Raw genomic sequence first — 25216 nt, 5'->3', positions numbered from 1 at the left:
GCAGATCTTTCATTTTATATTATCATGTTTGATCTAGTAATAAACTTGCTTTTTTGTAAGAACGAAACCTAGAATAAATAAATGTTGAGCAAATAAAAATAGTACTAGTGGGACGAAATACCCAACATTGTAATATAATTTAAGTCTCTAACCTTACCATGCGAGTCTAAGTAAAATAAGTATTCTGTGCATTGCGTATCTCGATCTTTGTTATCACATGGAGGAGAAACACGATATACTAATGCAGAAATAAGATTTGAATTTTTACTGCCCTTCGTGTCACTTGGTATTCCAAAGAGTGAAATAATTTGATCACTACTTAAACCTACTAAACAGTTTTTGTAATTAATTCCAAGTTTGTTAAGGAATTCTTGATTTACCAAATAATATAGATTGTCATTTGATAGAATCCAGCTCTTGGATATTTCAGACTGAAGACTTTAATACAAGGAATTCTATTCAATTTATTCGTCTCATTACATGCCGTTACGGAAACTATGAGTAATACTAATACTATACATATTATCTTATTCATAGTTTATTAGTTTTTATAACGTTCGAATTGTTCCTGAACTCTTACCCATATAGAGCCTTGATTCAAATTTTTCACTACGAATAATAAAATTAAACTTCACCGGAACGAATTACATCTATTTTGAAGAGTGATATTTCAGAAAAATTCTTCATCATATTATTTAATGATATACAAGGTCTTAACGCGATTTTATGTAAGAATAATCAAGAATTGTCGTCAAAATTCAAAATTCTTCGATTTAATTATCCTTTCTGCATAAATGACCTTCTTTTTTCGATGAAATTTCAACATGTTCATAACTTCTGTTTATCCGTTCCAAAAAATACCCCAAAAAGTGCATTTGTAAGAAATCCCACACTATTTTCTCAAACTCACACTGAATTTTAGGGGGTGTTGGTAAAAAAATACTTTTTCTTGACATACCCCCTATTTTTATGATACATTTGGCAAATAATTAATAAATATAGTATAAACCCTCAATTCACACATCTAACATGTCAAGTATTCGATTTCGTGCCCTTGAAACCTCATTGAACCGCCAGCCGGTCAAGGTTACTCCCCCTTCAAGTAAGGTATCCGATTATTACGGAGTGAACGTATTTAACCGTGAAGCCATGCAGAAATTTTTACAGCGTGATGCTTATAAAGCAGTCATTGCAGCCATTGAACATGGAGCTCAGATCGACAGAAAGATGGCCGATCAGGTTGCATTAGGAATGAAAGAATGGGCTAATACTAAAGGAGCTACTTCTTATACTCATTGGTTCCAACCATTGACAGGCTTAACGGCAGAGAAGCATGATTCATTCTTTGAATTAAGTGATGGTAAAGCTATAGAACATTTTTCAGGAAATGCATTGGCTCAACAAGAGCCGGATGCGTCAAGTTTCCCGAATGGTGGAATCAGAAATACATTTGAAGCCCGCGGATATACTGCATGGGATCCAAGTTCTCCTGCATTCATCATGGAAAATGCTGCCGGTAAAACTCTTTGTATTCCGACGATCTTCGTTTCATATACAGGAGAAACACTCGATTATAAAGCACCTTTGTTAAAAGCATTACATGGTTTAGATAAAGCTGCAGTAGAAGTTTGTCAGTATTTCGATAAAGACGTAACGAAGGTTTTTGCAACACTTGGTATCGAACAGGAATATTTTCTTGTCGATACAAGTCTGTTGAATTCTCGTCCTGATCTTTTAACAACAGGAAGAACATTGTTTGGCCATTCGCCTGCGAAAGGACAACAGCTGGAAGATCATTACTTCGGTTCAATCCCTGAAAGAGTATATAGCTTCATGGTAGATTTCGAAACAGAAGCATATAAACTAGGTATTCCTCTGAAAACCCGTCACAATGAAGTTGCACCAAGTCAGTTTGAATGTGCACCGGTATTTGAAGAGATAAATCTGGCAGTCGATCATAATGCATTGTTGATGGATCTGATGGACAAAGTTGCCCGTCGTCATTACTTCAAAGTATTGTTACATGAAAAACCATATGAAGGAATTAATGGTAGCGGAAAGCACAACAACTGGAGCTTAAGTACAAACACAGGAAAGAATTTATTGTCACCGGGAAGTACACCGAAGAGTAATTTAATGTTCCTGACATTCTTCGTGAATACGATCATGGCTGTTTTCAAGCATGCAGATCTGCTTCGTGCAAGTATTGCATCAGCGAGTAACGATCACCGTCTTGGAGCAAATGAAGCACCACCTGCGATCATGTCAATCTTCTTAGGTGGACAATTATCGTCAGTACTTGACGAGATCGTTCAGATGGTAAACGACAAAAAAATGTCGGCTGATGAAAAGACAGCATTGAAACTGAACATTGGTAAAATCCCGGAGATCCTTTTAGATAATACCGATCGTAACCGTACGTCGCCATTCGCATTCACAGGAAATAAATTTGAATTCCGTGCTGTTGGTTCATCGGCAAATTGTTCGAATGCAATGATGGTATTAAATACAATTGTAACAAACCAATTGATCTCTTTCAAAAAAGAAGTTGATCAGTTGATCGACAAAGGCACTAAGAAGGATGAAGCAATATTGAAAGTTCTTCGTCAGTATATCGTAGAATCAAAGAACATCCGTTTCGAAGGAAATGGATACGGAGATGAGTGGGTGAAAGAAGCAGAGAAACGTGGACTGTCAAATATTCAGACAACACCATTGGCTTTGGATGCATATGTAAGCAAGTCAACACTTCAATTATTCGATGACCTGAACATCTTCTCACATCGTGAGGTAGAAGCCCGTCATGAGATCTTACTTGAGACTTACATCAAAAAGATTCAGATCGAATCAAGGATCATGGGTGATCTTGCCATCAACCATATTATTCCGGCAGCAGTGAGATATCAGACAGAACTGGCAAGTAACGTTGAGAAATTAAACAACATCAAAGCCGGTGCTGATACTACTAAAACTCAGATGCAGATGATCACTGAGATCAGCGGTCACTTGAATGGGATCAACAAACTGGTCGATGAAATGATCGAAGCCAGAAAGAAGGCGAACAAGCAGGAGAATATCCGCACAAGAGCTATCACTTATTGCGATGAAGTCAAAGCATTTTTTGAACCGATCCGCGACCATGTCGATGCCCTTGAAATGCTGGTTGATGATGAGATATGGCCGATGGCGAAGTATAGGGAGTTGGTTACGATCAGATAAGCTTTTCGTAATTCAAAATTCGTAATTGGTAATTCAAGAATCGTAATTTGAAATTCGTAATTTGAGGGATATTGGGAAGCCGATATTTTACAAATTACAGGTTTCGGATTACGATTTTTTTATGGAATAATTCCTTTGAAAAGCAGTTGATAAATCACAGAAACCTGTAAAAGTGAACCAATCTTAACACAGTTTCGTTGAATGGTGGAATTCAGGCATGTAAGTGCTTGTAACAGAGCACACAAGTGTTAATTCACCGATTCGTAATTTTATTTGAAAAGGGCGTTAATACTTTTGTAATCATTAAAATTCTTATTTTCTTTGCTGTAGAGTGTATACTTTGCTCAACCCAATCTAACCCAAGGATGAAAATGAACTTTCGTTTGCTTTTGACTGCAGCTTTGATGTTTGCAGCTTCACTAACATTTGCCCAACGCGGCCCAACATACCAGGCTGATCTAGCATTTGACAAAGGCGATTATTATGATGCTGCTGCGCTTTATAAAAAAGCCTTCACGAAGGAAAAAAATAAAGTGAAGCGTGCAGAAGTAATTTACAAAGTTGCTGAGTCGTACCGATTAACTAACGATTACAAGAATCAGGAAGTATGGTATGCTAAGGCAATCAAAGCAAACTACAAAGCCCCGGAAGCTATTTTGCATTATGCCGATGCATTGAAGATGAATGGCAAATACGACGAAGCCATTGTTCAATACACGGCTTTCCAGAAAGAATCTCCAAGCGATCCACGTGGTGAAGACGGAATCAAATCAAGTCAGGATGCACAGAAATGGAAAGACAAGCCGACAAGATACCGTGTGCTAAACGTTGCACCTATCAATACGAAATACTCAGATTTTTCTGCAGCATATTCTCACAAAGACCGCAGACATATCATTTTTACTTCTGCAAGACAGGAATCGATCGGAAAACAAAATGATGGCTGGACAGGCGAAAAGTTTCAGGATCTTTTTGAAGCTGCTGTAGATAAAAAAGGAAAATGGAGCAGCCCGAAGCCTTTGCTTGAGCCTATCAATTCAGGTTCGAATGATGGCGGTGGATCTATGGATACAAAAGGAGTAGACATGTTCTTCACACGTTGTGATGAAGGGAAATTGGGTACTTGCAAAATATATTACACAAAACGTAAAGGACAGACTTGGGAAGAACCAAAGCTGATTCCGCTTTCTGATGACAGTGCAACTTGCGGTCAACCTTCGTTGTCAGCAGATGAACAAACATTATATTTTGTTTCTAACATGTCCGGTGGACGCGGAGGAAAAGATATCTGGATCTCTAAGTACGATAAGAAAGCGAAGACATGGGGAACGCCTGTGAATGCAGGAGATAAGATCAATACGGAAGCTGATGAAATGTTTCCATTCATTGCAGCTGATAGCACACTTTACTTCTCATCAAAAGGACATTTAGGAATGGGCGGACTGGACATTTTCAGTTCAAAGATGGCCAATGGAAATTTCGAAGAGCCTGTCAATTTAAAATATCCTGTAAACACTTCTTATGACGATTTTTCATTCGTTGTTGATGAGACAACAGGCGACAGAGGATTTTTAAGTTCAGACCGTGATGGTGGAAAAGGAAGTGATGATATTTATTCTTGGAGCTTACCTCCACTTCTTTTCACAGTATCAGGAAAAGTATTTGATGCAGATACAAGAGCAAATGTTGAAGGCGCTACGATTGAATTATTCGGTAGTGATGGTTCATCAATTCCTTTAAAGACAGATAAAACAGGTGCATACAAATTCGATCTGAAACCGGAAACATCGTACCGTCTTTCTGCACAAATGCCGAATTACCTGAACAAATACATTGAAGTTACTACAGTAGGTCTTGAACAATCAAAAGATTTCATTGGTGATTTCGACTTTGCACTTCGTTCAACGCTTCGTGCAATTGAATTACCGGAAGTATATTATGATCTTGGTAAATGGGATCTTCGTCCTGAATCAAAAAAAGCTCTTGATGGTTTAGTTGAAACATTAAAAGATAATCCAACGATCGTTGTTGAGATCGGTTCACACACCGATTCACGCCCTATTCCAATGACAAACGAGTTGCTTTCTCAAAAGCGTGCTGAGTCAGTTGTAAATTATCTTGCTGCTCAGGGAATCGAAAGAGAAAGACTTTCATTCAAAGGTTATGCTGCAACACAACCACGTAACCTTGACAAAGACAGAGGTAACTTTAAAACAGGTGATATATTAAATGACGAATTCATCGGCAAACTTTCTACGAACAAATTAAAGGAAGAAGCTCATCAGATGAACCGTCGTACAGAGTTCCGTGTATTGCGTACGAACTATGTAAAAGGTCAATCTGCAACTGATGACATTAATATTACTGAACCGACTGCTACGCTTGTAGATTCATCAGGTGTAAAAGCTGTTGAAGATGCTTCTGTTGCAAAACAAGTTGAAGCAAAAGATGCTGCTACAGGAGAAGTTGTTTCCGGTGCTGCGACTACTACTCCAACAGTACAAGCTCCCGGTGAATTATATGTTGTGAAGAAGAATGATACTTACAACACAATTGCAAAAACGAACAGTATGACTGTTAAAGACCTTAAAGCATTGAATGGTCTGAAAGGTGAAGTTATTTTTGAAGGAATGGAATTGAAGATCACTCCTAATGGTGACTATGCTGAATACGACAAGAAGTTCCGTGCACTTGAAAAAGGTGAAGATAGCTGGAGCGCAGTTGCGAAAAAATTAAACATGAAAACAGCTGATCTTAAAAAACTAAACAAAGGGGTTGATGAAGACACTTTCCGTCCGGGAAAGAAAATCAGGATCCTGCAATAAAAAATCAAAATGCATTATTAAAAGCTGTCCGGTCCGGGCAGCTTTTTTTTTGCCTTTTTTTATTGATTTCAAAGTAATTGCCCTATGAATGATGACCGGAAAAAGTAGAAAATGGGCAAAGTATTCCGTACTTTTGCAGACAATTAAATCTACCCAAACCGGTATGTCTGGAAATTATGCATTAAGAGGGGTTTCGGCCACAAAAGAAGACGTTCACGCTGCTATCAGTAGTCTGGACAAGGGTCTTTTTCCGGAAGCATTTTGCAAAATTGTACCCGATTTTTTAGCAAATAGTCCGGAACATTGTCTGGTCATGCATGCTGATGGCGCCGGAACAAAATCTTCCTTAGCATATGCCTACTGGAAAGAAACCGGCGACTTATCTGTCTGGAAAGGTATTGCCCAGGATGCAATCATTATGAATCTGGATGATCTGATATGTGTTGGTGCAACAAATAACATTCTGTTGAGTTCTACAATTGGAAGAAATAAAAATCTTATTCCCGGAGAAGTTGTTTCAGCATTGATTCTGGGAACAGAAGAAATTCTTCAGAACCTTCGTGATCAGAATATCGATATTCATTTGACCGGTGGAGAAACTGCAGATGTAGGGGATCTTGTAAGAACAGTGATCGTCGACTCCACAGTTGTTTGTAGAATGAAACGTTCAGAAGTTATTACTACAAAAAATATTCAGGCTGGAGATGTAATTGTCGGACTGGCATCATCCGGAAAAGCAATTTACGAAAGCGAATACAATGGCGGAATGGGAAGCAATGGACTTACTTCAGCACGTCACGATGTGTTCAGCAAAGAAGTAGCAAAGAAATATCCCGAGACATACGATCATGCATTGAATGATAAAGTTGTTTACTCAGGAAGCAAAATGTTGACTGATAAAATTGATGTCACGTATAAAGATGTGACCGGGAAAATTATTTCAGAAAAGATCGATGCCGGAAAATTAGTGCTTTCTCCTACCCGTACCTATGCTCCTGTCATTCAGAAAATAATTTCAGATTGTGGAAAAGAAGTTCACGGAATTATTCATTGCAGTGGCGGCGGACAAACGAAGCTCAATCACTTCAATAAGAATCTCAAAGTCATAAAAGATAATTTATTTGAGCTACCTGTTTTGTTCAAAATGATTCAGGAAGAAAGCAAAACGGACTGGAAAGAAATGTACCAGGTGTTCAACATGGGACACAGAATGGAAATTTATTGTTCCAAAGAAACTGCAGAATCAGTAATTGAAATCTCAAAGAGTTTTAATATTGATGCAAAGATCATAGGAAGATGCGAAGCGGCATCGGAAAAAAGTTTAACGATTTCTTCAGTATATGGAGAATTCAAATATTGAATAAAAATTCAGATTATAAAATCTGATAGAAAAAACAAAAATGTTATTAGATAAATTAGAAGCGATCAAGAATAGATTTGAAGATGTGGAAAGAGAGATCAGTTCTCCTGCAGCTATGTCTGACATGAAGCGTTTTGCACAATTGAATCGTGAGTATAAAGAATTACAAGTTATCGTTGCCAAATATGCAATGTATAAAGATGTTGTCAGCAATTTAGAACATGCACGGGAATTAGTATCAACTGAAAAAGATGATGAGTTCCGTGATATGGCGAAATTGGAATACGATGAATTATCTGCAACCAGTGAAAAAATGGAAGAAGAGATCAAACTCTTATTGATTCCAAAAGATCCGGAAGATCAGAAAAATGCAATCGTAGAGATCCGTGCCGGAACCGGTGGTGACGAAGCATCTATTTTTGCCGGTGAACTTTACCGGATGTATCAGAAATTCTGTGAACGTCGTGGATTGAAAACTGAATTGGTAGATTTCACAGATGGAACTTCCGGTGGTTTTAAAGAAATTATTTTCAATGTCAGCGGCGATAGTGCGTACGGCATTATGAAATATGAAAGTGGAGTTCACCGTGTTCAACGTGTTCCACAAACAGAAACACAAGGACGTGTACATACATCAGCTGCTACTGTTGCAGTGTTACCTGAAGCAGATGAGTTTGATATCGATGTAAAGGCGAATGATGTCAGAAAAGATTTGTTCTGTTCATCAGGACCGGGTGGGCAGTCAGTAAACACAACCTATTCAGCAGTTCGATTGACACATATTCCAACAGGAATCGTTGCTCAATGTCAGGATCAGAAATCGCAGATCAAGAATTTCGAGAAAGCAATGACAGTATTGCGTTCCAGAATTTACGAGTTAGAATATAACAAAGTGATGGAAGAAAGAGCTCGTCAGCGTAAGACTATGGTCTCAAGTGGCGATCGTTCAGCGAAGATTCGTACTTATAATTATCCGCAGAGTCGTATTACTGATCACAGAATTGGATTGACGATGTATAATCTGCAGGCTTTCATTGATGGAGATATTGGTGAGATGATTGGGGCGCTGCAGGTGGCTGAGAATGCGGAGAGGTTGAAGGAAGGGATGATTTGATGGGGAATGAAGTGGAATGAAGTGGAATGAAGTGGAATGAAGTATAAAGAAGTAAAATGAAGTGAAATGAAGTGAAATGAAGTATAAAGAAATAAAATGAAGTGGAATGAATACTTCGAGTGATTACTAATTACCAAATACAACCAATCTCAGATAAAACGAATGATTCCCGAACCGGTAAAAACAAAACAGGTGGTAGATAAAAAAACACTGACAAGAGCTTTTGAGTTAATGACAACTGCCCGGGCTATGTCGGATTTGTATGAGGAGAAATCGCAGATCACGCAGAAGTATGTACATGCTACTTCGCGCGGACATGAAGCGATCCAGTTGGCGATGGGAATGCAATTAAAAGCTTGTGATTATTTATCTGCTTATTATCGTGATGACAGTATTTTGCTTGGAATAGGATTACAACCGTTTGAATTAATGCTTCAGTTGCTTGCCAAGCGTGATGATCCTTTTTCAGGTGGGAGAACATATTATTGTCATCCGAGTTTAAACAGAGATGACATGCCGAAAATTCCGCATCAGTCATCTGCTACAGGCATGCAGGCTATTCCAACAACAGGATTAGCGATGGGAATTCAGTATAAAGAAAAAATGGGTCTTACAGATCCAAAACAAAAAGACAAATCAGTTGTAATTTGTTCCCTCGGAGATGGATCAATTACAGAAGGTGAAGTTGCCGAAGCTTTTCAAATGGCAGTCTTAAAACAAATGCCTATACTTTATCTAGTACAAGACAATGAGTGGGACATTTCAGCGCATTCAAAAGAGATCCGTGCAATGGATGCTCCGGATTATGCGAAAGGTTTCCCGGGACTTGAAGTAAGATCAATTGACGGAACTGATTTTGTGAAATCATATGAGACTATCAATGAAGTTCTGGCGATCATCAGAAAAGAGAGACGCCCATTTTTAGTTCATGCAAAAGTTCCTCTGCTTGGTCATCACACTAGTGGTGTCAGAAGAGAATGGTATCGCCACGATCTTGAAGAAGATAAAAAGAGAGATCCATTACCGCGGTTCAGAAGACTTTTAATTACAGAAGGATTTCTTGAAAAGGAATTACAGGAAATTGAAAAAAGGTCTATAGAAAAAGTTGCTTCTGATTTTGAAAAGGCAATGGCATCAGAAGATCCAAGACCGGAGGACCTTTTCAATTTCGACTTCGCTCCTACTCCTGTTACAGAAGAAAAAGGTGAACGTGAACCAAAAGGAAAAGATAAAACATTGATGGTCGACTGTGCGCTATTTGCAGTACAGGAATTGATGACTAAACATAAAGAGTGTTTGTTGTACGGACAAGATGTTGGCGCAAGACTTGGCGGAGTATTCCGTGAAGCTGCAACCTTAGCACAGAAATTCGGAGACGACAGAGTTTTTAATACACCAATTCAAGAAGCGTTTATTATTGGTAGTACTGTTGGTATGAGCGCTGTTGGATTAAAACCAATTGTAGAAGTTCAGTTTGCTGATTATATCTGGCCGGGACTAAATCAACTATTTACAGAAGTAAGTCGTTCGTACTTTTTAAGCAATGGTAAATGGCCGGTGAGTAATATTATCCGTGTTCCTATTGGCGCTTATGGAAGTGGTGGCCCGTATCACTCTTCAAGTGTTGAAAGTGTGCTGTCAAATATTCGCGGAATAAAAATCGCATATCCATCGACAGGAGCTGATCTCAAAGGTCTTATCAAGTCTGCTTACTACGATCCGAATCCATGTGTGATCCTTGAACATAAAGGATTGTATTGGTCGAAGATAAAAGGAACAGAAGATGCAAAGACAATTGAGCCTGATGAGAATTACATTATACCATTTGGAAAAGCAAGAATAGTACAATCTGCTGAAGCAGGAAAAGAAACTTCTCTATCGATCATCACTTATGGAATGGGAGTTTACTGGGCGAAGAATGCAGCAAAAAAACTCCCGGGAAGAATTGAGATCATAGATCTGCGGACTATCAATCCGATTGATGAAGAAGCCATTTTAACATCAGTAAAAAAACACAGTCGTTGTTTAGTGGTAACTGAAGAACCTGTTGCAAATTCCTTTGCTTTATCAATTGCAGGCATGATCAGCAATAAATGCTTTGAATACTTAGATTCGCCAGTCGGAATTATCGGTTCAGAAAATCTGCCTGCTATCCCTTTAAATTCAACATTGGAATTCACAATGATTCCAAATGCAGAAAAGGTCGAAAAGAAGATTGAAGAAATTTTGTCTTATTAACTACTAAAATCTTACACTTAGTTTACAGTAAAACAAACTAAACCAATTTTAATAAAGCGCCAATTTGAAATTTTAATCAAATTGGCGTTTCAATTTTATTTGAATTGTCCTGTTATTTTTTTATATAATGTAAGATTACCTTTCATATTTCCCCCCTGAGGTATCGGTTTTAGGCGTGGTTTGTAAGTGAATAAAACGCACAAATGAAAACCAATACACTACTTTTCGCGAAAGGGATGGCCGTCCTATTTCTGCTGGTGATCTTTTCAGATCTCACCAATGCACAAAGTTTCAAATGGGCCAAATCAGGAGTCTCAGAAGGATATGATTATGGCAATGCCATCACATCCGATGATTCAGGAAATGTTTATGTAACCGGACAGCTTGAGTTCAGATGTGATTTCGGTGGCGGTATTAAACATACCACTGCAGGAAAGCATGACATCTTACTTGGAAAATACGGTTCAGACGGAACATTGAAATGGGTCAAGCGCGCCGGCGGTATTGGTGGTGATGTTGGCTGGGGAATTGGCGTAGATGGAATTGGAAATATTTATTCTACAGGTGAGTTCGAAGGAACAGCCGGTTGGGCAGCAGGTGATTCATTAACTGTCTATGGAAGTAATGACATCTATCTAACGAAACATTCGAATTCAGGAAATCTGATTTGGGCAAAGAAATATGGTTGGAGCAGTGATGATAAAGCCAGAGCAATGGCTGTTGACAGAGATGGAAACAGTTATGTGACCGGTTACTTTTCAAGCACTGCACGCTTTGGTTCAATCAATGTGACCAGTAGTGGAAACAATGATGTCTTTATTGCAAAGATAGATTCAACAGGTGATCCCATATGGGTTAGAAAAGGTGGTGGAACAAGAGAAGATCGGGGTCGTGGTGTCGTTCTTGACAGATCAGGAAATGTTTTCATTACAGGAACATTTACACAAACAGCTACTTTCAGTGGAACTACTCTGAACTCAAATGGAAAGAACAGTTTGTTTGTTGTGAAGTACGACAACAATGGAAATTTTGAATGGGCAAAAGGTGCAGGTACATGTTGTGATACCACTCGTGGTAATGCAATCAGTGTTGATGCAAACGGAGATGTTTACATAGCAGGATATTTCAAAGACAATACAACGATTGGCAGTAATTCATTTACAGCTTTTGGATCATCAGATATTTTTGTAGCAAAATATGATGGAGGCAATGGAAATGTACTCTGGTCAAAACAAGCAGGTGGGCCTTATGAAGATATCGGATTTGCATGTACGTTTGATACAGTAAAAAATCAATTATATGTTGCAGGACAGGTCGACGATCACGGAAATTTCGGATCAATATACGTTGGAGCCGCAGGTAACCGTGATGTTGTCATTGCTGCTTATGATGCAAGTGGAACAGAATTATGGGCAAGACCCGGTGGCGGAAATCAAAGAGATGCAGGACAAGCGATCACTTATGATACATTAGGAAATATTTATACAACAGGATTTTTTAATGACACTGCAAATTTCGGAACAACTGTTTTACAAGGATATCCGCTTGCAGATTTCTTTGTTGCGAAAATGGCTCCGCCTCTTTCAACACAACCTTCTACAAATGCATCAGGTGTTATAGCATCACTTGCTAATTGCAATAACATCCAATTAAATTTCACTGCAGGAAACGGAACAAGAAGATTAGTAATTGCAAAAGCATCTTCTGCTGTGAATGTTTTACCTGTTGATGGAAACTACTACACTGCATCATCAGCATTTGGTTCGGGAACAGATCTCGGCTCAGGAAACTTTGTTGTTTACGATGGAACAGGAACTTCTGTAACTATAACCGGAGTTACTTCAGGAACAACTTATCACTTTGGTGTATTTGAATACAACGGAGTTGGTTTTGCTTCAAATTATTTATTGCCTTCATTCGGCACAACAAATTTTTCACCGAGTGGATTTTCTATAAATGCATCAGCGAATCAGACCACATTTTGCAATGGTGGTTCAACAACTCTTCGAGCAAGTCCGGGTGCTGCAACTTATACATGGTCACCATCAAATGGATTATCATCGATAACTGATTCTGTTATTACCGCAACACCAACCAGCACAATTACCTATACAGTAACTGCAACTAATGGAGGTGGATGTACTTCATCGCGAACAATAACATTAACAGTCAGTCAGCCTCCGACAGTCACATTCAATTCACCTGCTGCAGTATGTAGCAATACAGGAGCGTTCGCACTCTCTACAGGATCACCTGTGGGCGGAACATATAGTGGCACCGGAGTCAGCGGAAATGTATTCAACCCGGCAATTGCCGGAGTTGGTACAACCAGTCTGACATATAGCTATACGGATGCGGGCGGATGTTCAGCATCTGCAACTTCATCTATCGTTGTGAATGCAATTCCGACAGTAACATTATCTGCTTTTAATCCGATATGTCAGAGTGCTTCACTCCTTACATTGACAGGAGGATCACCTGCGGGAGGTACATACTCCTGAACAGGAGTCAGTACCGGCAAGTTCAATGCAGCAACTGCCGGACCGGGAACACATACGATTACTTATTCATATACGAATGGAAGTGGATGTACAAATACAGCTACATCAACTATAGTTGTTAATCCGACACCAACAGTTACACTTGCAGCATTAGCACCTGCCTGTATTAATTCTTCGCCGATAACATTGAGCGGTGGATCACCTGCGGGTGGTACCTATTCGGGAACACAAGTAAGTGGTGGAATATTTAATCCGCAATCAGCCGGAGTCGGAACATTTCTGATCACGTATTCATATACAGATGGAAATGGATGTCTCTCATCTGCTAGCTCAAACATAACGGTGACTACGACACCGAATGTAACAGCATCAGCGCTCAGTCCGGTTTGTGTAAATGCAACACCGATCACTCTGTCGAATGGTAGTCCGGCCGGAGGAACATATTCAGGAACAGGTGTAGCATCAGGTGTCTTTACACCTGCAGTCGCAGGGACAGGTACTACTGCTATAACTTATACTTATAACGATGGTAATGGCTGTTCAGGTACAGCATCCACAAATATTACAGTGAATGCATTACCAACTGTTACACTTTCAGCACTTGCAAATGTTTGTCAGAATGCAAATGCCGTAACACTTTCCGGTGGATCACCAAGTGGTGGTACATATAGCGGAACAGGTGTTACAGGAAATTCTTTTAATCCTTCAACAGCAGGTGCAGGAACACATACTATAACTTATTCCTATACGAATGCATCGGGATGTTCAGGTAGTGCCACTACTTCAATTACAGTGAACCCTACTCCAGCTGTATCATTGACAACACCTTCTTCAATATGCTTGAATGCAACACCTATAACACTTACAGGAGGAAGTCCTGCAGGCGGAACTTATGGTGGTACTGGAGTATCAGGCAATGTGTTCAATCCAACAACAGCAGGTGTCGGTACAAAAACAATTACTTATAGCTATACAAGCAGTGCAGGATGTTCTGCAAATACAAGCAGCTCGATCCTTGTAAACAGTTTACCAACTGTAACTCTTGCAAACTTCCAAGCAGTATGTAATGGTTCAGCCCCTATGACATTGACAGGCGGAAGTCCTGCAGGTGGTGTTTATTCCGGAAATGGAATTACAAATAATATTTTCACACCTGCAACAGTTGGGATCGGTACAACAACAGTAACCTATACCTACACTGATGCGAATAGTTGTTCTGCAAATGCAACCAATACAATAACAGTAAATGCCGGTGCCGCAGTTACACTTGGATCATTTACTCCCGTGTGCGATAATTCAGCTGCAATAAATTTAACAAGTGGTTCGCCTGCCGGAGGAACATATAGCGGAACAGGAGTCTCAGGAACAACATTTAATCCATCAACTTCAGGTGCCGGAACATTTGCAATCACCTATTCATATACGAATGCAAATGGATGTGTAAGTACTGCTGAATCAAACATAGTTGTAAATGCAGTAACTGCAGCAAGTATGGCAACGCCACAAGCAGTTTGTTTGAATACATCTACTTTTGCATTGACAGGTGGATCTCCTGCCGGCGGAACTTATTCCGGTACAGGAGTAACTTCAAATAATTTTAATGCATCTGTAGCAGGAGTTGGAAATGTAACGATCACATATACTTACACGAATGCATCAGGATGTATCTCAACAGCAACAACAACGCAGGTTGTAAATGCTGCCGGCACACCGGCCACGATCTCAAGTGTTAGTCCTATGTGCGCAGATGCAGCAGGAGTAACTTTATCAGGAACACCAGCAGGCGGAGTATTTTCAGGTGTCGGAGTTACAGGCACAACGTTTACACCAACAGTTGCCGGAAATGTCACTGTCACTTATACATTCACTAATCCTAACGGATGTGCGACATCAGCAAATACAACAGTTGTTGTAAATGCACTTCCAAATACAACATTGAGTTCCGTAACTCCTCTGTGTACAAACAGCGGTGCATTGACGCTTTCAAATGGTAGTCCGGCAGGTGGTACATACTCTGGTACAGGTGTAAGCGGAAATACATTTACTCCTTCCAATGCAGGAACATTCCCTCTTACATACACCTATACAAATTCAAACGGTTGCACAAGTTCGGCACAAACGAATATTGTTGTGAATGCTTTACCGGTTGTTACGCTTGGAAATTTTGCATCTCTTTGTGTGAATGCAACACCAATTACTCTGACGGGCGGACAACCTGCCGGTGGTGTGTATAGCGGAACAGGAATCAGTGGCGGTGTATTTAATCCGGCAGCAGGATCGGGACTACGTTCGATCACTTACACCTATACAAATGCAAACAATTGTTCAGCTTCAACAAACGCTAACATAATTGTAAATCCGGCACCGACAGTAAATCTCGGAAGAGATACAATGGTATGTGCGCAAACTGTTGTGACTTTAAATGCCGGAACAGGATTTACTTCTGTTCAATGGTCGACAGGTGCAATAAGCAACAGCATTTCAGTCGACAGTTCAGGTATTGGTTTTGGAAGCAAGACGATAACAGTGAATGTGACAAACACAGCAGGTTGTGTCGGCAGAGATACTGTAGTGGTTACGTTTGACAATTGCAGCGGAATTGAGACATCACATGAACCTGCCTTCGGTGTTTACTTCTATCCGAATCCGTTCAATGGAAACTTCCATATCCTCACTGAAAGACCTCTTGATTATTTTATCTACGACATCAGTGGAAGATTAGTTGAAACTAGAAAAGACATCCAGGGAATATATGAAACCGGTGATCATCTGGCTGCAGGGACTTACTTTATTGAATTCAGAAGTAAGGAGCAACGGAGAACGTATCAGCTGATAAAGGCGACTGGTTCTAATTAAAAAATTAACAATGAATATTGAGAGCTCAACAACCGCGCCGACGGGTTGTTGGGCTTTTTTTGTGTTTTCAACAATCTTGGCTTTAACTAATAATTAGTAAATGATTTTTTTAAAATTACCCATAGAAACTATCTTTATTCCATTCCAATTTGAAATGGGAAAAGCAAATTGATTGAAACCAATATGGGAAACAATCGGCTTTTGCATTTTTTCTTTTCCTATTATATCATAAATATATAGATCCATATTGCAGCTTTTTGTGCTAAAAAAATTAATGAAAACAATTCCATCAATAATATATGCATTGAAGGAATTATTATTAGTTTCCATAGTTGTTGTGGAATTGCCAGTGTCGGTTAATTTGGCGAGCCATATATCTTTACTACCGTGATTGAATTGAATATCTCCATCATTTGAACATGATGCAGCAAAACGTGCTGCTATGATTTATTCTTTACTGGGCACTTGTAAATTAAAAGGTGTTGAACCTTATGCATGGCTGAAAAATGTTTTTGAAGTTTTACCCGACTGGAAATTTAATCGCCTTCAAGAATTACTGCCCTGACGAATCAGATTTATAATAAATATTTTTCTAACTTGAAATATGTAGTTGGTCGGATGGATACAAATTAATTCAGTGAATCGAATGAAAGACTTGAAATGTTTTTACTTTGACTTATTGATAAAACTACTTTGAAGCTGGTTAACTTGCCTCCTTAGAATTGGAAAAGTAGTAAAGGTATAAATTGTTTTATAGTTCATGGACGAAACTCCCTTAAGTTATTGAACAGTCCAGAAGTTTACTTCAGCCGAATATCAATTTGCAATAACAATTTTCGCACGAGCATCCCCTACAGTAACTACTTTTATTCCCTGTTCAAAGGAACCACCAACCTCTAAATTGTTTTTTCCAGGTAAAAGACGAACTTTCCTTATATAAGAAACCCTTCCAAGCAAATCAGTAATGGAAATATTTTGCCAACTTTCATTCACGCTATTTATTGTTACCTGAAGTTTTCCGGATGACCAAATAACATTAAGATCCTTTATAAATGTTGATGTGTTTTGGGTTGATGTTGGAAGAACCTCGAGTTTAGCAACCCAAATATCTTTATTCCCATGATTATTTGCCGGCATGTCTCCGTCTGAAGATTGAGTTGAACCAGTTAACAAGTAATGATTGATATCAATTTCTTTAATATCTTTTCCCTCTTCATCCAAAGATCCGCCAATTGATTTACCCCATTCGAGATTACCCATGCTGTCAACTTTAGCAGCCCATGCATCAAACTGTCCGTGATTGCTAATTACAAATACAGAATCATTGCTTGTTGAGTAACCGGTAAAGATAAGTCCTCCGTCTGAAGTAATGGAACCACCATATGACCAATCTATTCCTAAACCACCGTAGCAGTTTTGCCATAGTATATTTCCTGCAGAATCACATTTAAACATCCAAATATCTCCATAACCCATATATCCTGTGACATCTCCGTCAATTGAATTCGTATTTGCAATGACATAAAAATTAAGTCCTGATGGTAAAATCTTAGCCGCATTATCTATCCCACTACCTCCATAACATTTTGTCCAAAGTACATTTCCTGTTACATCAATTTTTGAAACAACAACATCCGAAGCACCATGAGCATTTGTGAAATTGGCCTCGGAATAACCTGTTATTAAATAGCTGCTATCTGACAGTTGACAGCATGAAACACCATTACCTCCATAAATGCCGCCGTAGCAATGAGTCCATTCTATGTTTCCGACGGAATCAGTTTTTACTACCCATATTTCATCGTAGTATTGACAACTTACATCTCCATCACTACTTAATGTTGTCCCGATCAGAAGACTCCCATTGTCAAAAGTGGAAGTTATTCCACTTAGATAATCTTCATTTCCTCCTCCATAACATCGTTGCCAGACAATTCCACCTAGTGAATTCATTTCAAGCACCCAATAATCTTGAGAAGGAACACTAGGATTTCCACTCCAAGGATGATTTCCTATAACATCACCATCATTGGAACTTGTAATGCCTCCAACTGAGAAACTTGAATCGTCCTTTAGTAAAAGATATGTTCCTATTTCACTAGAAGTGCCTCCGCGACTTATTTCTGACTGTAATACCCCTATACTGTCTAAGGTCACAAACCAAACATTACCAGCACCGACCGTTCCAATATGATTGGAAATATCACCATTATTTGATTTTTCAGTGCCTAATAATATGATTTGACCATCGCTTGTCGAAGCAACTGTTCCAGGAAACTCATCAAGAGAGCCTCCATATGAATAAATCCATGAAATGTTTACTGTTTGACCAATTATATCAATCTCCGATACCAAAATCACACAAAAGAAAAGAAAAAGTGTTTTCATAGCTTGACAAACATTTTGTGAAGTGAATTATCTGCATCAATAAAGTAAGTGCCTGGTTTTAAAAAGACACTTGCAATTCAACGTATGAACTATTAACCATAACCGATAACACAAGTGAACCAAAGATATCAAATATTTTGATTTCTTGAATAGGAATCTCATTTTCAATTGTTAAAAACGAGTTGACCGGATTAGGAGATACTGACAATTCATTTGAATTAGAGACATCCGCTTTTATAGAGCTCCCTTTTCTTAAAGCCGGTGTAGGTGGACAGGCGGGTGATGGTTCTGTTGTTGAACAAGCAAAACAATCATCATTTGATCCAGTGCAATTTGAACAATCAGAAAATACTGAAATTGGAGATGGATCAATGTACTCGAATTTTGGAACAGAAGGACTAACATTTAAACCCGGAAAAACCTGAGAAGGATTTCCTGTAATGTTATCACCCCAAAGTCTATTATTTCTATCATCGATGCTTAAATCGAGAGTTTCAAGATAGTAATGATCTTGACCTCCACATGCTGCTGAAGCATTATTTAATCCGGTTATTCCTATTATTTGCAATGGATTATCAAGACGTGTGTGATTTATAGAGCCGAGGTTTCTTTCACAACTAATCGGATCGCATGCATTCAATCCGAAATTCCTCCAAATTGAAGATGCACCAGATGGTCCAATATCAATTACATTCCATAAAGCACGTGGAACAATGATTGGTTGTCCGTCAGTTGAAAGTAGAATCCATTTCATTGTATAGTTCGTTGTAATTGTTGAACCTATAAATCGTACCCCCAAACCTGTTGAGAATTCAACCAGTGGATGATGCCAAGGTACGGGACAACCAGTACCTGTTTCATCTACATCCCAACCAAAGGATCGTGTAATATTGTCAATTGGATCTGTATACTCTTCGAAAAAATCGCAACCCGTAAATGAAGTCGATTGATCTGGAAAAGTTATTAATTGCCCATTTGTTCCTAAATAGAAACGCGCGTTTTGATACGCATTTGCGCACCACCCGTAAAGATCGCAATCTATAAAATGCATGCCTTTTGTATTTGGATGTATTGCTTTACTATTTGGTCGAGAGGCTGAAATAAATGTACATAAACGAAAAATATGATCTCTGTTAAAGGACGAATTTGGTGCAGAGGTAAATTCATTTACTTGGGCGTGAGCATCATTTACCATTCCATAAAAATTATTGTACTCAAACCTACAATTGTAAAAATATCCGTTTGTATTTGCGAAATTACTATTTTCAAATTCAATATCTAAACCAGCTGCCATCTGTAAAGTATAACGATGCATTCCATTCCAACTAAATTCAGAGTTGAACACTTGTAATCCACTGCCTCCGGCCCATACAAGTCCAGTTCTACAATTATTTGTCGATTTAACATTATTAATAAAGCCACCTACATTTGCAAAATTTGGAATAGCAATCTGGTGACTTGCACTAAAATGACTTTTACGATGATTTATCCAAATTCCATCATGACCAAAATTCTGAGTAATTACATTTTCTATTGTAAAAATATGACATGCATTTAAAAATATTCCATCGTATGGCATTCCATTCGGCCAAGCACCTCCAACAATTACATTATCAAGATTACCGTCCAACTTAAGATTTCTTATTGTGACATTATTACATTCATTTAAATGAATCATTTGCCCCATAGTGGCAATATGACTATAATCTGTTCCATTATAAGCACATTCTTGAGCATCAACACACATAAGTAATCTGTCATCCGGATTATTGGGATAATCAAAAGATCCAATTTTCATACAGTTTTCAAAAATCAATGTCGTGGTATCATCATAAAATATTTCGCCCTCAATTGTTAAATTATTAATACCATCAAAACATAGAACGTTGTTACCTTTTAAATAATATCCTGAACCATTTTCCTGCCTTCCAACTATATAAGTACCAAAAGGAATAAATATTGTTTTTTCAACATCTGGGTCTAAACCTTGCAAAAATTCTGCAGCTGATTCAAATGCACATTCTGATGATGAAGTACCAGTAGGATCTGCATCGAAATCTGCAACCATATCAATCGAAATTGAAGTACAAGGAGAAGGGCAGGTTATAGTAATTGGAGGGCATGATCCAGGAATAGGTGAATTATTACATTGAAACTGCTCATCTACAGGATACATTGTAGTATTAATCCTAAATAATGCCGTGTCAATACACCCATTTTGATCAGTTACAATTAAAGAGTGATCTCCTAATGATAAATTACTTATCGAATCCAAGATTGAACTATCAGACCATAAATAGGTATAAGGCGTTTTCCCACCTAATACAAAGGCAAAAGCTTTACCATCACCTACAGAATCGTTACTTGCATTTTCAGTATACAAACTAATGTCTAATGGGTCGTAACCTGGAATCACAAAAGTCTTCTTTTGTAAACAACCATTCGCATCTTCAACAACTACAGAATATTCTCCAACAGACAATCCGGAAAGTGTATCCTTATTCTCTCCATCGGGAAAGTATGTAAAATTGTATGGAGCAGTGGCGGAAGTCACAGCAATAGCTACACTACCATTCGGATCATTAAAGCAATTAGCTGCAGAAAGAATATGTGGCGCTAAAATTGGCCCATCGTCATCTAAAATTTCCGCAATTGAAATAGCTTGGCAATTATTATTGTCGGTTACAGTTAACGTATCGTACCCAGAGCGCAAGTCACCTTCTACTGAATCACTTCCTAAACTACTCCAACTATATACATATGGTCTTTCTCCACCTGTGACTAATGAAACTATACTTCCATCAAAGAGAGAACAATGAGAGTTGGTTACATTAAAATTAATTTTAATTTCTTTTGGTTCTGTAAGTAAATAATTAAAAAAAGAACTACAACCATTAGCATCCATAACCTGTAATCCTTTCATTCCTGCACCAATTTCCGAAATAATACTATCTGTATCCGAGATACTTCTATCCCATTGAAACTTTGATATAGTAGTATCTGACCAGCCTAACTCAAATTTAAGTTCACCGCTAGTTTGGCCATAGCAAGAAATTGCAAGTAACTCTGTTATGCTTCCTGTCGGACCATTTTTATCAGAAAGAGTGGCTGAGAAACCTGCTGTGCATCCTATGGAATCGGTAACAACGAGCGAGTATTTTCCACTTTTTATACTCGAAGCAGTTGAATCTCTTATTCCCAGTTCCGGCCAAAAATAATTATATGGCCCTTCTCCTCCTGATAATGACGCCGAAATACTTCCATTTTTTAATCCGCAATCAGATGAGTCAATAGTAAAGGTAGCTTCCATTTGTTCTGGTATTTCAATAGTAATACTATCTCTTAATTGACAAGTTTTACTATCTTTAGTTGTAATGTAATATTTACCTGGACTCAACCCATCGTTATACTTTTTATCCCCCATTATTGGCTCCCAACTAAATGAATATGGCGGAGTGCCTCTGTAAAGAGACACTTCTCCAAAACCATCAGAACGACCTTCACAAGATACAGACTTAGAACTTATCGTTGAATGAAAGAATAAACACTTTCTTAGAGCAAGAGTAACATAGGTGGAATTCTCTATACTATCAGAGGAAGCAGTATAACCTTTGATACTGTCGCCTGAATATCCACTGTTTCCGAGATCTTTCCATTTAATACTATCCCAAGAAACCACTCTAACATTTTGTGGCGACAGTAGTAAACATGTGTCATTATTCCAACTTAATTTTAGCTTCACTTTTGAAACACCTGAATTTCGAGTCAGCCTCCAATATTGACACTCATTTAAATTATCAACTGAAGTATCTGATACTGAACCAAAATTTTGTCCTGTCGGAAAGTATTGTGCAGTGTAGGAATCTGTAGACGAAACTGGCGCAGTGATTTCAAGCGGATGATACGGATATGCAAGAGAAGAAGAACCCACTGCAAAAGTAAAAGCAGCGTTTCCGGTTTTCTTTAACGGGCCGTTGATGTAAGTCGAGTCACTTCCACCAATTAGTTTTCCGCCGTGTGAAATCGAAAGTAAGTTGGTTGTATCGGTATTGATTCGTCCATTTGTTAATTGCAAAGAATCTGAAACAATAAGTGGAGAATTTATGGTGAGTGAATTACTTGCCTTATTCACCTGTAGTTTTTTTATCGTTGGATAAAGTGATGTTGTGCCTCTGTTTATTGATTGGGCAGATGTACCATCAAAAACTACTGTTCCACCATTTCCACCAAATTGCATTGATGAAGTTCCATCAGTTGTAATGTTACCTGAGAAAGTTGAATTCTTTGTATAAGCCGGGTATAAGTTAACACTCGTACCTTTTTGAATGAAGGTGACGTTCGCATTGTAATCGTCAGCTGTGCTATTAGCAAGGTATGTATTGTGAGCAGTCGAACTTGAATCCTGAATGATCGTTGTTCCATTAAAGGTGTTGCCGCCACCGAATGTAAGATTGGATGTGGGATGCATCTTCAAAGTTGTAGCTGAATTAAATGTTGTTCCAGTTGAGACAATCGAATTACCATGAAAATTGAAGTTACCATTGAAACTATTACCGGAAGTTAGAGTTAACTCAGATGGAGATTCTTCCATTGTCAAGGTACTTGTACTGAGTTTGGTAACGTTCTGCATAAAGAGGATTCCGCCTGTACTGATTTCAGTGACAAAAGTACTATTGCTATCGAGTACAGTTATTCCACCACTACTTCCAAAGCGGACGCCTGGACTATTGATTTCAATAAAATAAAGAGAATCTTTGAAGGTGCAGGTTCCGGTAGAGGAAATATAAAACCCCTCTCCTACACTGGCTGCTTTATTGTCTATGCTGCATTTTCCATAAAACAATCCTTTGTTTAACGTAAAGGTACCGCCTTTGTTAGTAAAACTTGAAGACATTAAAAATGTATCTGTCTGTGCATTAGCGAAAGAATAGATAGCACTTGTGCTTAGATCGTTCTCAAAACTCATCTGATTATAAAAACTGCAGCCTCCAGTTGAAGTTACATTGGAACTTCCCGTACTTTCAAGAATAGTAACACCATGAAATTTTGAACCATTCAAATACAAAGAAGGTACACTTGCTGAAATGGAATCGTAAAATACGGAACCGCTTTCAAAATAAAGTTTGGCCGTACCAGTCATGTTAAGTGTTATTTTTGATGAAGAATCCAAAGATGTGAAATTTCTTAGATACAACTGACCGGATGACATTCCTGAACCTCCAATGCTAATTTTATTTCCTGCTGTTTGTGTACAGGAACCGGTTGAATATCCAAAGAAAAAATTGCCGCTTGCGTTATTTAAAATAATATTGGATGTGTATGTAGCACTGCCATAATAGTTAGAATAAATGTTCGGTCCATTGAAACTGACAGTTCCATTGAATTGACATCCTGTTGCTTTGTGAGCAATGAAGATGTTTGCTGTACTAGCATTATAAAGATCCAGGGTTGAATTAAAAATATCCGGTAGTGAATCTGCAAGTGTGATTCCTGCTATTGCACTATCCGTAATTGAAACAGGACCATTGAATGTATTTCCTCCTTTGCTTGCATGTACTCTCCCGGTTGAAGGAATGACGATTTTTAAACTATCATTAAAGACAGAACCATTTAAAAATACTCTTGTACATCTGGCACTAACTTTTGTACTGATCGTTGATCCTGCAAAAGTGTGATTAGTTCCAATTAATGTCAGTAGTCCATTGGTAACAGTTCCACCATTAAAAAAGGAATTTGCCCCAACAGAAAGTTCATTGCTTTGAAGATTCAAAGTACCGCTGGTCATGGTCAACAGTTTTACTTCCGTCTTGGCAGCGATGTAAACATTATTGGAGCCGGTTACAATGGTTACGGTGTCATTCGTTGATGGCGTACCATTTGGTGTCCAATTGGTACTCGTGCCCCAAGCAGTAGATGTTCCGCCATTCCATGTATAGTTTCCGGCAAGAAGGGAGGTTGAAATTAAAAATGAAGTAAGTATCGTTAGGATGAATTTATTCAACCAGGTAGTTCTTGAGTTCATGAGGGAGGTTTTTTAAAAAATGTGAAATAATTAACGATTGAAGACAACTGCTGTGTTGTAACTGCCATCCGTTCGCTGGATCCTGACTTGCGAATAATAAGAAAGCATTTGTTGCAGATTTCCAAGACCAAGATGAATGGCATATTCATCTCTTAAGTAGGAAATGCCGCTACCCAGAGAACCGGAAACATCGAATGTAAAATTCCGGGAAAAAACATCAGATGCACCCGGGCTTGAACCGATCTTGACTTCGATACTTTGTATATTCGTTGTGTCGTATAAATTCAAGTTCATACCCACATCGAAAATAGTTGTGTCGGTTAAAATTGGAAGACTGTCAGCTGTAAGATGGTTACCTACAGCTTCAGTGGCCACATCCATTGACATAACAGGATAGGTGTTCTGTGCACTGCAATCGAAACTAGAAAAGAAAATTAAATAGCCAGTAAGCCGAATAGAAAGAGTACGTGTATTCATAGTAGTAGAATTAAAAATTAAGAATGATAAATGAATAATTAAATAATGAAATGCAACACAAAAAACGTGGAGGGTAAATGCAATTCAATAGCGAATATAGAATTCTATATAATGAAATACACCTTGGGATAAAAATTTAACATTTGGGATTGGAAATTTTTATAATAAATGAGAAAAGGTTTGAAATGAATTTTGGTTTTTTATCGTAGAGGTAAA

11 protein-coding genes are annotated in these 25216 nt (G+C 38.4%); 8 read left to right on the top strand and 3 right to left on the bottom strand.

Features of this window, described 5'->3' with window-relative positions:
- The first annotated feature begins 1029 nt into the window (after positions 1-1029).
- From IPL24_07020 to IPL24_06985, 8 genes are all read left to right on the top strand, one after another.
- Positions 1030-3219, top strand: coding sequence for a glutamine synthetase III (locus tag IPL24_07020; protein ID MBK8363436.1), 2190 nt, complete (start codon positions 1030-1032; stop codon positions 3217-3219).
- Between the two features lie 371 nt (positions 3220-3590).
- Positions 3591-6044, top strand: coding sequence for an OmpA family protein (locus IPL24_07015; protein MBK8363435.1), 2454 nt, complete (start codon positions 3591-3593; stop codon positions 6042-6044).
- Between the two features lie 163 nt (positions 6045-6207).
- Positions 6208-7404 carry a phosphoribosylformylglycinamidine cyclo-ligase gene (locus IPL24_07010; protein MBK8363434.1) on the top strand — a complete coding sequence of 399 codons (1197 nt, stop codon included), beginning with the start codon at positions 6208-6210 and terminating at the stop codon, positions 7402-7404.
- A 40-nt stretch (positions 7405-7444) separates the two neighbouring features.
- Positions 7445-8518 carry a peptide chain release factor 1 gene (gene prfA, locus IPL24_07005; GenBank protein MBK8363433.1) on the top strand — a complete coding sequence of 358 codons (1074 nt, stop codon included), beginning with the start codon at positions 7445-7447 and terminating at the stop codon, positions 8516-8518.
- A 162-nt stretch (positions 8519-8680) separates the two neighbouring features.
- Positions 8681-10756: a tungsten formylmethanofuran dehydrogenase gene (locus IPL24_07000; protein MBK8363432.1), complete on the top strand. Its 2076-nt coding sequence runs from the start codon at positions 8681-8683 to the stop codon at positions 10754-10756.
- Positions 10757-10959: 203 nt separating this feature from the next.
- A complete protein-coding gene (locus tag IPL24_06995) occupies positions 10960-13257 on the top strand; it encodes an SBBP repeat-containing protein (protein ID MBK8363431.1) in 2298 nt (765 codons plus the stop codon).
- 186 nt (positions 13258-13443) lie between these two features.
- Complete coding sequence (locus IPL24_06990; protein MBK8363430.1) at positions 13444-16113, top strand: T9SS type A sorting domain-containing protein; 2670 nt, start codon at positions 13444-13446, stop codon at positions 16111-16113.
- A gap of 442 nt (positions 16114-16555) precedes the next feature.
- On the top strand, positions 16556-16678 hold the full coding sequence (locus tag IPL24_06985; protein ID MBK8363429.1) for a transposase domain-containing protein: 123 nt from the start codon (positions 16556-16558) through the stop codon (positions 16676-16678).
- Between the two features lie 251 nt (positions 16679-16929).
- On the opposite strand, the gene IPL24_06980 is transcribed toward IPL24_06985, so the two are convergent.
- Genes IPL24_06980 through IPL24_06970 form a run of 3 tightly spaced genes read right to left on the bottom strand, consistent with a single transcriptional unit; the run spans position 16930 to position 25000 of the window.
- A complete protein-coding gene (locus tag IPL24_06980) occupies positions 16930-18501 on the bottom strand; it encodes a hypothetical protein (GenBank protein MBK8363428.1) in 1572 nt (523 codons plus the stop codon).
- 58 nt (positions 18502-18559) lie between these two features.
- Positions 18560-24523 (bottom strand): hypothetical protein, encoded by a 5964-nt coding sequence (locus IPL24_06975; protein ID MBK8363427.1) that lies wholly within the window; start codon positions 24521-24523, stop codon positions 18560-18562.
- Between the two features lie 30 nt (positions 24524-24553).
- On the bottom strand, positions 24554-25000 hold the full coding sequence (locus tag IPL24_06970; GenBank protein MBK8363426.1) for a hypothetical protein: 447 nt from the start codon (positions 24998-25000) through the stop codon (positions 24554-24556).
- Positions 25001-25216: the final 216 nt, after the last annotated feature.

The sequence above is a fragment of the Bacteroidota bacterium genome (genome assembly GCA_016711505.1).
Lineage (GTDB): Bacteria > Bacteroidota > Bacteroidia > AKYH767-A > 2013-40CM-41-45 > JADKIH01.
The sequence above is the reverse complement of the archived record's forward strand: the minus strand, read 5'-3'. Positions and strand labels throughout refer to the sequence as shown.